The sequence below is a fragment of the Flavobacterium arsenatis genome (assembly GCF_031456785.1).
GTDB lineage: Bacteria > Bacteroidota > Bacteroidia > Flavobacteriales > Flavobacteriaceae > Flavobacterium > Flavobacterium arsenatis.
Map to the genome: position 1 here is coordinate 575799 of NZ_JAVDVI010000001.1, position 13320 is coordinate 589118.

Below are 13320 nucleotides of genomic sequence, written 5' to 3' on the forward strand. Positions count from 1 at the left end.
ACCTAAACAAAATGTATGAAAACAATTTATAAAAAGTTGTTACTTTTATTACTACTACTCCCGTTTAGTGTACTAGCACAAAGCACATTAAGCGGAACGGTATCGGAAAAATCTTCCGGACTACCACTTCCTGGAGTAAATGTAAGTGTTGAAGGAACCCAAAACGGTTCTGCAACAGATTTTGATGGTAAATTTAAATTATCAAATGTAAAAAAAGGCGATAAAATCGTTTTTTCTTATGTTGGATTTAAAGATTATTCCATCGTTTATGATTCTCAATCTGAAATCGCGGTTTCATTAGAAGAAGATTCTTCTGAATTGGATGAAGTTGTGGTAATTGGATATGGATCTGTGAGGAAGAAAGACAACACCGGAGCTGTTTCAAAAGTTTCTGCCGAAAATTTGAATCAAGGTACTTTAGTAGATCCAATTCAAGGATTGCAGGGTAAAGCTGCTGGGGTAACTATCACCAAACAAGGTGGTGATCCAAATGCAGGATTCAATGTTAGAATTCGTGGAGCTGCTGGATTTGCAGCTGGCGGAGGTCCTCTTTATGTTGTTGATGGTGTCAGAGGTGTAGATATTACTGCTATAGCACCTGAAGACATTGTATCTTATGATATTTTGAAAGATGCCGCTTCAACCGCAATTTATGGTGCAGATGGAGCAAACGGTGTAATTTTCATCACTACAAAAAGAGGTAAAGATGGAAAAACCACTATCGAATACAATACGTATGTAGCTATAGATGAAGTAGCAAACAAATTAAATCTACTTTCTGCAAGTCAATATAGAAGTGCTATTGCAGATAAAGGTGTAGCGTTTACAGATAATGGTGGAAATACGGATTGGCAAGATCAGATTTACAGAAGCGGGATTACCACCAACCATCAATTTGCTATTTCTGGAGGAAATGATTCAAGCAATTATAGAGCTTCTATAGCTCATACTGATTTTGAAGGTGTAATATCAGGTTCTGGAAAAACTAGAACAATTGGTAGATTAAATGTTACTCAAAAATCATTTAATGACAAATTAGTAATTGATATGGGAATTTCAGGAACTATAGAAGGAAATACTTATGTGAATTATGGTGGAAATGGGCAGAATGATGTTTTGTTTCAATCTTTCCAAAGAGTTCCAACAGATCCTGTTTACAATGCAGATGGAACTCTTTTTGAGACAAATAGTGTATTCAACTATTACAATCCAATGGCTTCTTTACAACAAATTGAAAACAATAGAGATGCTAAGAGATATACTGGAAATTTGAGCTTGGACTATGAATTAGCAAAAGGTTTGAATGCTAAAGTTGCTTTAACCTATTTAAGAAATGATGACGAATCAACTTATTTTGAACCAACTTATGCCACAATATATTCTGGACAAACTCTTTCGACAGAATTAAGAAGAGGATTTGGAAGAAGAGCTTATAATAATTGGGAACAAAGTATGTTAGAAGCTACCTTAACTTACAAGAAAACATTTGGAGAATCTCACAACCTTACATTATTAGGTGGTTATTCTTTTAGAGGAACAAATTGGGATGGGTTTAGTGCACAAGGAAGAAACCCAATTTCTAATCAATTAGGATCAGATGACTTGCAGAATTTCGAAGATGTATTATTGGGTGATATTGATTCTAATAAAGGCGAAAGAAAGGATATTGGTATGTTTGCAAGAGCTATGTATGATTATGATTCAAAATATTATTTAACAGGTATGATCAGAAGAGATGGATCTTCTGTATTTGGAAGAAACAACCAATGGGGTTATTTCCCATCTGTTCAAGCTGCTTGGAACGTTGCCAATGAAAGTTTTATAGCAGATAACTTAGAAAGTCTAAATCTTTTGAAATTTAGAGCCACTTGGGGTATTTCGGGCAACAGTAACATTCCTGCTGGAGTTCAAGATTTCCGTGTTGGATATGTTGGAACTGGTATTGATCCTGATACTGGAAACCCTATCGTTAATTTAGGCTATTACAACAATCCTAATCCAGATTTGAAATGGGATGAAAACCAAGAGATAAATTTAGGTTTAGATTTTGGATTGTTTAAAAACAAAGTAAATGGTTCCGTGGAATACTACAAGAAAACATTGGATCAATTGCTAATTGCTAACAATAATATTCCAATTGAAACAAACTTTTCTAACACAACATATATAAATGGAGGAAAGATTAAAAATGAAGGTATTGAAGCTACTTTGAATATCAATCTAGTAGAAAGTAAAAATTTCACATGGAATACTACTTTGGTTTACTCAACAAACAAGCAATCAGTTGATGCGTTAGGGAATGGAACTTATGACTATGACTTTATAGATGTGGACTTTATTTCTGGTCCTGGATTAGTTGGAGTATCAACACAAAGAATGCAAGTAGGATACGAATTGGGAACATTCTTTGGTTTTGAATATGCAGGAGTTGCTGACGGAAAATGGTTAATAAGAGGAAATGACGGAGAATTACATTATTTAGACGATGTTGGTCAATCTGACGATCATAAAAAGGTAATCGGTAATGCTTTACCTGATTTTGAAGCGGGTTGGAGTAATTATTTTACCTTTAAAAATTGGGATATGAGTATGTCGTTCAGAGCTGTAGTTGGACATGATATTTACAACGCAACTAACATGGTTTTTGGAAATCCTGATTATTTAGGATCAAGAAACGTAAACAATGAAGCTGTATTACTTAATGGAACTGTTGGGGGTGTATATCAAACAATGGATTATTACATTGAAGATGGAAGTTTCATCCGTCTAGACAATATTAATTTAGGATACAGCTTTAACAATCCTTCCTTTGCAAAAGGTATAAGTAAATTAAGATTATATGCTTCGGTAAATAATGTTTTCACACTTACAAATTATGGAGGAATTGATCCGGAAATTAATTTTTCTGGAGGAAATGGAAGTAATGAAATCTTTTTTGGAACAGACAAGTACAACATCTATCCAAAAACTAGAACATTTACATTTGGTTTAAACATTGCATTTTAATAAAAAAGTTATGAAATTAAAAAACAAATTAGGGCTATTGGGTTTAAGCTTTTTCGCTTTTGCCTGTACCGATTTAGAAACAGACAATAGTGATTATCTATTGGCTGATCAATATCCGGAAAATCAAGAGCAGGCTATTCGTGTGGCAAATCCTGTATTTGCAAGAACACAAGGCCATGCCGATTGGGGCGGATGGTGGTTCCTACAGGAAATCACAAGCGATGAAGCCACAGCTCCAACTAGAGGCGGAGATTGGGATGATGGTGGTAAATGGAGGGCATTACATCAACACAGTTGGGGAACAACTACTGAAGCTGTGGAACAAATGTATCGCTTTGTCTATGAAACAATGCCTCGTGCAAATAGAGCTATCGAATTACTTCAATTGGGAGCTGATGAAGATCCTGCCGTTCAAAGAGTACTATCTCAAACAATTGTTGCAAGAGCGTACTTTTACTATTTGGCAATTGATAATTTTGGTGCAGTAGCTTTTCCAAGAACTTTTACTGGAGCAGATGAATTTCCTTCAAGAACTCCTAGAGCAGAAGTTTTCAATGCAATCGTTCAGGACATAAAGGACAATATTGAGTTCTTACCCAATCCAACACCGGGTGCTTCTTCGAGTTCTATCAATAAAGGTACTGCTTATGCATTATTAGCAAAATTATATCTTAATGCAGAAGTTTACACTGGAACTCCAATGTGGCAAGAAACAATAGATGCATGTGATATGGTAATGTCTTTTGGCTATGCATTAGAAGCTAATCCGAGAACACCGTTTTTATCGAATAATGCTGCTACAAAAGAAAACATCTACACAGTTCCTTACGATGAAGATACATTTACTGGTTTCAACTTGCACATGAGAACTTTAAACTATCAAAATCAACTCACTTTTGGAATGGGTATTCAGCCTTGGAATGGCTTTGCAACATTAGAAGACCATTACAATACTTTTACAGCTAATGATGCTCGTAGATATGCATTATTAGAAGGTCAACAATTTGACATCAATGGAGTAGCCTTAACAGATGCCGATGCCGATGGAGCAAATGTAGTTTTGACACCTAACATTCCAGCTTTATTAATGCCTGCGAATGTTTTCAACAAACAACAAATCAGAATGTCTGGAGTTAGAGTAGTGAAATGGGAAATTCCTGTTGGAGCTAGAGAAAATTTGAGTACAGATTTTCCAATCTTTAGACTTGCCGATTTTATGTTGATGAAAGCTGAAGCACAAGTAAGGCTGGGTGGTCCTGGTGCTGGCGATGCTTTGGTTAATGAAATTAAAGGAAGAGCTAATGCTCCAATTACTGGAGGATATAACCTGGACGACATTCTTGCTGAAAGAGGAAGGGAAATGATGTGGGAAGGACACAGACGCCAAGATTTAATTCGTTTTGGAAAATTCCAAAACCAATGGTGGGAGAAAACCAACACTGACCCAAACAAAAAATTATTCCCAATTCCTCAATTTGCTATAAACGCAAATCAAAATCTATTACCAAATAACCAAGGATATTAAAAATATAAAAATATAAAGAAAATGAAAAAATTAACTTTCTTATTAGTTGGATTACTAGCATTTACAATAACATCTTGTAGTGATGAAGATCCAGATATCAATGTTTTAGGAAGCGAACAAATGACTGTTGCTCCTATGTTAGAAATACCTGCAACAATGGATTATGTTGTTGTTGAAACAATTGATGATATTGTGGGTAATGAAACTATGGAGGCTGGAATGTTTTCATGGTCAGCTGCAGATTCAGACTACAATGGTGAAATCCAATATTACATTCAATTAGCTCCAGCAGGTTCTAATTTTGTTGATTCAGCCCGTCTATTTACATCTGGAGTGACTGATTTGTCAAGAACTTTTACTTTCGGTGATTTGAATAGTGCAATGAACAGGTTAAACAACCTACTTGTTACAAACGGAAGTAATGCTCTAAATTTTGGAGAAGCTAATCCTATAGATGTGAGAATAATTGCGGTAGCTGGAGTTTCTCAAGCCACTATCTATTCAGAACCAATTACAATTAATGTAACTCCTTACGAATTTATCGTTGCAGAAACTCCTGTTTTATATTTAGTAGGAGCTCCTCAATCCCACTATGGGCTTGGAGGCTGGGATAACACAACAGCTATGCCAATGAGATATATCGGTAGTGGTGGGGCTTTAGTTTTTGAAGCTTATGTAAAAGTTGGAGCCGACGAAGGATTTAAATTCATTGGTAAACAAGGTTCTTGGGATGATGGAAATTATGGTACAATTGGTGGTGCTCAAGATGGAAACCTTGAAAACTCTGGAGGTAGTGGAGATATTAAAGTATCTGGCACTGATGGTCCAGGATTATATTATGTACAAGTTGACATTGATGCACTTACTTACAAAGCTGTAAAAATGGATTGGGGTATTATCGGTTCTGCAACTGCTGGTGGATGGGACAATGAAACTTCTATGACTTATGATTTTGCAACGAATAAATATTCAATCACAGCTTCACTGGCAGCTGGTGAATTAAAATTCAGATCTGCAAACACTGGTAACTTCATTTATAATGATGCTTGGAAATTTAATGTAGGTGTTAGTGATCCAAACGTTACTTACAATCCAGCAGCTGGAAACTTCCCAATTGCTGGAGGCACTTACAACCTAGAACTGACTATCAACTTTGATGGTACAGCAGTTGTAGGAGGACTATAATATATTAACCACAAAGGTCGTCTTTTTTAAGGCGGCCTTTTTTTAAATAAATGCGATGAAAAAAATTATACCACTATTGCTTTTCCTTTGTACTTCTTTGGGTTTTGCTCAAATTACTACAGTTCCTACTATTCCCGAGGCGAATGGCTTGGTTACGCTAAAATTCAACAAAACAGGAACTCCTTTGGCGAGTTATACCGGAACCATCTATGCACATATTGGGCTCACTGTTGATGGTGTTCAATGGCAAAATGTTGTAGGTAGCTGGGGAAACAATTCCACACAGCCAGCCCTAGTTTTAGAATCAGGAACAAACTACAAATTAGATTTGACACCAAATCTTTACACCTATTTTGGAGTACCAACAACAAGCACTATTACACAAATTTGTGTGGTTTTGAGGGCTGCAGGTGGTAGCCCACAAACGGCAGATACCTTTATTAATGTTGGAGCATTTCAATTGACATTAACAGCTCCAGTACAAAACAGTACTACTATTTTGTCTTCTGGCAGTAATATTACGGTATCAGCTACAAACACAGGTGGCAACGCTAGTTATACATTGAAATCAAATGGAGTAACAATTAATACAAATCCTAGTACATCAACCTACTCTTATATACATTCTGCAATAACAAGCAATCAAAACTATGTTTTAGATGCGGTAGTTGGAACGTCAACTATTTCCAAGAAATTCTCTGTCATTGTAAATCCCGGAACTATCAGTCAAGCGCTTCCCGCTGGCATGGTAGATGGGATTAATTATAACCTAACAGATGAGACAAAAGCCACACTGGTTTTAAATGCTCCATTTAAAGATTTTGTTTATGTAGCTGGCAGCTTCAATAACTGGCAACCTGATGGAAACTATGCCATGAAAAAAGACCCTACATCGGGTAAATTCTGGTTAGAAGTTACCAACTTGATTCCAGGAACATCTTATTCCTATCAATATTGGGTAGGAGATCAAACTAGTTTACCTGCTAATTCTCCAGCTTTAGTAAAAACAGCGGATCCTTTTTCTACTCTTGTATTAAGTCCTTTTGACGACCCTGAAATTCAAACTTTAGGCGTATATCCAAATTTACCTCAATATCCTGAAGGTCAAGAAAGAGAAGTTACCGTTTTACAAACTGGTCCAAATGCACATCATGCTTACACTTGGAGCGATGCTACTACTAATTTTGTGAAACCTAGCAAAAAAGATTTGGTGATTTATGAAGTTTTAGTGAGGGATTTTGATGCCAACAGAACCTATCAGAATCTAATAGACAGAATTGATTATTTTAAAAATCTGAAGATAAATGCTATCCAATTAATGCCTGTAATGGAATTTGAAGGAAATGAAAGTTGGGGTTACAACACAGCTTTTCACATGGCACTTGACAAAAGATATGGAAGTGAAGCAAAGCTAAAAGAATTTATCGATTTATGCCATCAAAATGGTATTGCAGTAATTTTGGATATTGCTCTAAACCACGTTTATGGACGTTCACCTTTGGAAAGAATGTGGATGTTGGATTCTAATGGAGACGGATGGGCAAACGACAACCCCAGAGTATCTGCCGAAAATCCATATTGCAACCAAGCTGCAAGGCATTCTTATAATGTTGGAACCGATTTGAATCATTTTAACGAGCCTAACAATCTTACAAACACTTATGTTCAAAGAACAATTGAACATTGGATGAATGATTTTAAGATTGATGGTTTCAGATGGGATTTAACCAAAGGTTTCACTCAGAATTGCCCTTTCACAGGAAGTGGTGCAAATCAAGACAATTGCACCAATAATTATCAAGCAGACCGTGTTGCAAAACTAAAATGGTATGCAGATATGCAATGGGCTATTGACCCTGAATTTTATGTGATTTTTGAGCATTTAGGGAATGGAGGTTCATACAACGAAGAAGTTGAATGGGCAAATTATAGAAAAACAGGTGAAGCTGATGGTATTTCAAAAGGAATTATGCAATGGCGAAAAATGACAGATCCTTATGCCAATTTCTTAAAAGGAAACAGCGCAAACCTTTCAGGTGTGGCAGATGCCACAGAACGTTTTATTGGTTATGCCGAAAGTCATGATGAAGAAAGGGTAATGTATAAAGCCCTAACAGAGGCCGGACAAACTCAAAACAATCTTCCAAAAGCGTTGAAAAGATTATCAGCTCTGGGAGCTCTTCACTTATTGGTTCCGGGACCTAAGATGATTTATCATTTTGGTGCCTTAGGGTATGATGATTCTATTTTTACTTGTAACAACGGGACCGTAAACCCTCCGGGGACCGGAACCGGAAACCCTGCTGGAGATTGCAAATTAGACTCAAAACCTCAACCTCAATGGACAGAAAACTGGCTTGGAGATGTTGCTAGAAAAAAAGTCTATGACGATTGGGCAAAGATGATCAATTTCAGAATCAATGAAAATGTTTTTGAAAACGGACAACATGCTTGGAATTTTGCTACAACAGGAAAACCTAGATTGGATATTTGGACAAGTACAACATCTACACCTGATTTGAGCTATGTTTTTGTATTAACCAATGCTACAAACAGTGCTTCCAATACTACAGCTGGCTTTCCTTACACTGGAACTTGGTATGATTTGATGGATGGAACTCCGATTGTGGTAACAAATACAAATATGACTGTAAATATTGAAGTCGATGGTTTCCGAATCTACGGAAACAAACAAGCACTATTGGATAAAGATGAATTTAACGTAACAAAAGCAACATTATATCCAAATCCTTCGAGCAATGCTTTCCAGATTAATGTAATGACGAAAGAAGTAGCAATTTATTCAGTAACCGGACAATTGGTTAAAGAATTTAAAGGAGGCTTTGAGAGCAATCATTCTTATTCTATTGACAACTTGAACCAAGGAATCTACTTGGTAAAAGTAACCGACGAAAACGACAATCACACTTCAATAAAGTGGGTTAAAAAATAAAGGTTTGATTAGTTATGTGGTTCCGAAAATGCCTTTCCGATTGATTTGGAAAGGCATTTTTTTTATAGCAAAATCTTCACTAATCCTTCGGCTATACATCGCCATAAAAAATTATAGAACGATTTTTCCTGGATTCTTTTAAGCTCGACTTCGGTTTCCTTGAGTTCTCCGTTGGAATCATTTTTAATGAACAGATTCCCGATTGCACTTTTGATTTTGCTCTCCTTTTCTGGTTTCTTCTTCTTGTATAACTTCACCTTGAAATCGTGATATTCTAAAGCAAAATCGCCTTTTGCATTTACATCATTTCCATAAAAATTAAAATAAACCTTGTCTAAAATACCTTTGGTTGTAGCATTGATATAGGGTTTTGAAAACACCGAAATCTGATCCGTATCGAAATTCAAAATGCTTCCCTTGATGTTGAAACCATCCGATTTATCCATTACATTAAAACTCCAATCGACTTTCATGGGCGAAGTATTCATAAACCTGCAGTCGACCTTTATCTTCACATCGGGCATTTTTTTTTGCAGGAAACCACTTTGCAAGTTTGTAGCCGTCAAGTTGAATTTATTAAACGTAAGCAACCCTGCTCCTTTTTCAAAGGTTTTTTCCTCTTCGTATTCCAACAGGGAATTTCTTACTGATAAAGTATCAATTTTCAAAGGGAAAGGAACATCACGAAGCAATTTATTATAGAGTTTCTTCTTGCTCAAATCGTCTTCGGGAATCTTGCTTCGGTAGATATTGGCATACACTTTATCCAAGACAATATTCGTTGTGTAGAAAAAAAACTGGTCGTCCTTGAAACCCCAATCCATATTTTTGATGTTGATGTCCTCCGCTTTAAGCGTAAACAAATCTTTTTCCTTTGCCAGCTGATTTACAAATTGTTTCCTGTTGAATTCCGAAACCATCGAGAAGTTTTTCAATTCCAAACCACTGTTTGTAGTTTTCACATTATTGGCTCTTATGTAATATTGCTGGTTTGTGAGGAAGAAAAGGCTGTCGCAATCAAAGGCATAACTTTTATAGGAAAAAGGGATCTTCTGTTCTAAAGTTTCTTCCGTAATCAAAATACCATCCAACTGAACGGTAACATTTTTGACACTTAAAACTGGCGTATTATCATTTACATAAATAATCTTGAAATCGCCTTTATTCAAATTCACATTTGAAACTGCAATTAGCTTTTGAAAAGGCTCTACGACTTCATTTCTAATGTTTTTGGAGTTGTTTACCGCCTTCCTATTTTTCTTGTAAAGTACCACTTCTGGACGATTGACGGCAATGGAATGTGCCTTGATTTTATCGCTGAAAAGAACGTTCCAAATACTAAAATCGGTTATCTCAATTGATTCGATTTTAGAATAAATTCCGGCCTTGTTGATAGTGTCATTCATTGAAGCTTTCGGAACAATTACAATACCAGAAGCCTTGATATCCCTTGAAAGCAACGAAACATCCAATTGATCGTAAGTGATGTGATAGGGCGTTTCATTTTTCTCCGAAATGATTTCAGGAAGCTTGGTGTTTATCCAAATATTTAGTCCCAAATTGACCAATAAAGCCAAGACCAAAAGACAGGATGCGACAATTATTATTTTGAGATAGAGTGGTTTATTTTTCATATAGTCAGTTCATAGCTATATAAATGTAGGGACTTAAATTTTAGTTGTTGTTTATATTATCATAAAATTTTGTCAGCCTTTTTTTAAAATAAAGTCAGCGGTATATTATTTTCAATATGAAATCCTGCTGTTAATTTTCCTGTTCGAAAGAGATTTACTTTTTCATGAGCCAATCGTGTTGGTTCTGGAATTCGGTATTTTCCCATACAGTTTTTCATGACTTCAAGGCTTTCTTCGACAGTGATTAAGTTTCCTGGAGAAATATAAACCGGTTGAACCTTGTTTTTTGTACGAAGTGCATATCCTAATACCTCTCCTTTATTGAAAATAGGCTCACTGGAAAAAGCTTCTAAACCAAGTTCATCAAATTTCCCATACAACATACTCTTTGCACAACCAATTGTGGGTAGATTGTTCAAGACACCAAAGTGAGAAGCAATTCCCATTCTTCTAGGATGTGTAATTCCTTGTCCGTCCAGAACAAGGATGTCAGGTTTTTGAGGTAATTGTTGCCAAGCTAGCATCAAGGAAGGAACTTCTCGGAAAGCCAAATAACCGGAAACATAGGGAAAGGTAGTTTCGGCAGAGATAAGTGAATAGGATTGAACTGTCATTTCTGGATAACTCAAAACTACAATTCCTGCATAAACTGTTGAGCTGTATTTATTGAAGGAAATATCGGCTCCAGCAATGGTTTTTATTGTCTTAGCAAGTGGTTTCAATACAATTTGTTCCCGCATTTCCAGCTGGAGACGAGTAGCTTCGGTTATTGTAGAATGGTCGTAAGTAAACATTTTGGGGTTTTATTCTTATAAATATAAGAACAAAAATTGTATTCCTTTGTTTAATTTATCTTAAATAAAAAAGCTGTAAACTCTCGTTCACAGCTTTCATTTGTTTTAAATAATGAGCTATTAATAATCAAAATACCAATTGAAGATATCAGCTCTTAAACCGATTGTAAACCAAGTTGTATCTTGCTTGAAAACCTTTGCCGTATCCGTTTCTGGAGTAAAACTTCTGTAAATCAAACTTCCAAAAAGCTTTAAATTTGTTGCTGGATTAATCAAATATCCCGCTTGCAAATCGGCAATCATGATATTGGCTTTATTTCCTTGGCCGATTACAACACCTGTATCAAATGGTCTTTCCAGATCATAATCTTTATAGATATTAGAGCCATAATTCAATCCGTCTTCGGCAGTATCAAAATCCAAACCTCTAACACCAAATGTCAATTTCGCATCGGCAAAATACCTTCCTTTATGATAACGTGCAATTGCTACTAGTTCCTTGAAATTTCCACCCCACTGATGTCCCATACTTTGATTATTATGCCCATAATTGGTTATAGGTTCACTATGAGAATAAACATAAGGACGAACATGATTGTACTCCACCTGAAATAACAAATTCTTGATGTTAAGAGCATTAAAATACTTCACGCCAATTTGATATCCATATTTGTTCTTCCAGCTTTTATCTTGCTCTTTTATGTCTCCAAGTGAAAATTCATCCAAGATAAATTGCCCGTAAAAATTGATTTGGTTGTTCCATTTGTATTTTGCTGTCAAACCCAAAACAGCATTTCCGCTACGTGAGGACGAGGTAAACTCAACCGTCCTGTAAAAAATAATTGGATTTACAAAATTCATATCAAATCCACGATCGTTGGAATTCGACCATATAACAGATTCAAACATACCAATATTCAGCCTTTTGCTAACATTCCAACTCAAATAATGGTTGGCCATGTATTTTGTGGCATAGGTTCTTTCCTCGGTAACATCTGCCCTAACATCTTTGAGCCAAGTATAAGTATTGGTGTATTTTATTTTCCAGAATGTGGTGTTGATTTTAAAATACGGATACGGACTCGCTCCATCTCCCATCAACAAAGATCGGTATCCATCTCCAATGAAATTCCTGCCGTAACCCAATTGCAAATTGATGGCCTTGCTTGGCGTATAAGTCAAATTGGCATCAGCAGAAGGAAAGTCATACGAGTTTTCCTTGAATCTTTTTGCTATTCCAATTCCAGGAATGATCCCAGGATTTCCACCAGCTGGAGGAATAGATTCTGTGTATTGGTTGTAATAGTCAGCAAAACGACCTTGGCTTTCGTAGATTGTAGAAGTTAAAACTAGGTTGTCGCCCAAACCGGCCTGAACTTGAATACCTCTTGTATTTATGTAGGTGTAACTAACATCACTCGGACTGCTTTTACCTAGACGAAGATCGAAAATTGGATTCATCGTGATCCAATATTCTTCACCTTGAACTTGAAAAAAATGTTCGTTCCAAAGCTTCCTTCCCCACCAGCCGTCTTTCTTCTTCATGAGCTTTTGGTTTTCGGCCTTCAAATCGTAATATTTTGAAACTTCAGAATACATCAATGGCTTTGAAGCAGTGTGGTTGTTACTTCCAACTTGATTGATTTCGTCGTCAAACTGGGCATAAAAACTATGCGATAATGGAATATTCAAATGACTTGTAAGAACCGGATTGTCGAATTTTTTATAAACGATGCTATCAAATTCTATCAATTCCTTATTTCTGTTTTCTTTGATTATCGTAGCTTCATCCTTTACGATGGTATCGTTTTGACTTTTAAGCGGAATTGCAATCTTAAACGTATATCTGGAATAGGTTGGATTTCCATTAAAGGTTGGCGGTTTTATTTTTGGAAGCATCCCGAAAACACGTTTGCTTTCCTTTACCAATTCCGGATAAATGGCATCTACATATTGCACCTTGAAAGTTCCTGTCGTATCCACTTCAAAAAGAAGGCGAACCGTGCCTTTGTAATTGTTCTGCTTTAAATTATCCGGAACTTGGAAATTATTGAAAACAAAATCCTCCAATTGTGAATAGAAACAATTCTCCAATTCCTTGTTGTCTAAATTTTCACAGCTAGGGAAAACTGGAAATTTTTCTGAACTTCGGCTTTGCGAAAACATAAAAACCGTATTTAGAAAAAACAATATCATTAAGCTTTTCTTCATGCTACTATACTT

7 protein-coding genes are annotated in these 13320 nt (G+C 36.0%); 4 read left to right on the plus strand and 3 right to left on the minus strand.

The window, feature by feature from the left end; translation table 11 throughout:
• The first annotated feature begins 15 nt into the window (after positions 1–15).
• Genes J2X31_RS02525 through J2X31_RS02540 form a run of 4 tightly spaced genes read left to right on the plus strand, consistent with a single transcriptional unit; the run spans position 16 to position 8669 of the window.
• Entirely contained in the window at positions 16–3006 is a 2991-nt protein-coding gene (locus J2X31_RS02525) for a SusC/RagA family TonB-linked outer membrane protein (protein WP_310024144.1), read from the plus strand.
• Between the two features lie 10 nt (positions 3007–3016).
• Positions 3017–4531, plus strand: coding sequence for a RagB/SusD family nutrient uptake outer membrane protein (locus tag J2X31_RS02530; RefSeq protein WP_310024145.1), 1515 nt, complete (start codon positions 3017–3019; stop codon positions 4529–4531).
• A 21-nt stretch (positions 4532–4552) separates the two neighbouring features.
• A complete protein-coding gene (locus tag J2X31_RS02535; RefSeq protein WP_310024146.1) occupies positions 4553–5716 on the plus strand; it encodes a SusE domain-containing protein in 1164 nt (387 codons plus the stop codon).
• 55 nt (positions 5717–5771) lie between these two features.
• Entirely contained in the window at positions 5772–8669 is a 2898-nt protein-coding gene (locus J2X31_RS02540) for an alpha-amylase family glycosyl hydrolase (protein ID WP_310024147.1), read from the plus strand.
• Between the two features lie 62 nt (positions 8670–8731).
• On the opposite strand, the gene J2X31_RS02545 is transcribed toward J2X31_RS02540, so the two are convergent.
• The 3 genes from J2X31_RS02545 to remB form a co-directional block, all read right to left on the minus strand.
• Positions 8732–10303 carry a hypothetical protein gene (locus tag J2X31_RS02545; RefSeq protein ID WP_310024148.1) on the minus strand — a complete coding sequence of 524 codons (1572 nt, stop codon included), beginning with the start codon at positions 10301–10303 and terminating at the stop codon, positions 8732–8734.
• 83 nt (positions 10304–10386) lie between these two features.
• Positions 10387–11097 carry a deoxyribonuclease V gene (nfi, locus tag J2X31_RS02550; protein ID WP_310024150.1) on the minus strand — a complete coding sequence of 237 codons (711 nt, stop codon included), beginning with the start codon at positions 11095–11097 and terminating at the stop codon, positions 10387–10389.
• Between the two features lie 120 nt (positions 11098–11217).
• Positions 11218–13308: a gliding motility outer membrane protein RemB gene (gene remB, locus J2X31_RS02555; RefSeq protein ID WP_310024151.1), complete on the minus strand. Its 2091-nt coding sequence runs from the start codon at positions 13306–13308 to the stop codon at positions 11218–11220.
• Positions 13309–13320: the final 12 nt, after the last annotated feature.

Bases quoted from the DNA above. Each gene is read 5' to 3' on its own strand.
- J2X31_RS02525 (WP_310024144.1), top strand. From the start codon at position 16: ATGAAAACAATTTATAAAAAGTTGTTACTTTTATTACTACTACTCCCG.
- J2X31_RS02530 (WP_310024145.1), top strand. From the start codon at position 3,017: ATGAAATTAAAAAACAAATTAGGGCTATTGGGTTTAAGCTTTTTCGCT.
- J2X31_RS02535 (WP_310024146.1), top strand. From the start codon at position 4,553: ATGAAAAAATTAACTTTCTTATTAGTTGGATTACTAGCATTTACAATA.
- J2X31_RS02540 (WP_310024147.1), top strand. From the start codon at position 5,772: ATGAAAAAAATTATACCACTATTGCTTTTCCTTTGTACTTCTTTGGGT.
- J2X31_RS02545 (WP_310024148.1), bottom strand. From the start codon at position 10,303: ATGAAAAATAAACCACTCTATCTCAAAATAATAATTGTCGCATCCTGT.
- nfi (WP_310024150.1), bottom strand. From the start codon at position 11,097: ATGTTTACTTACGACCATTCTACAATAACCGAAGCTACTCGTCTCCAG.
- remB (WP_310024151.1), bottom strand. From the start codon at position 13,308: ATGAAGAAAAGCTTAATGATATTGTTTTTTCTAAATACGGTTTTTATG.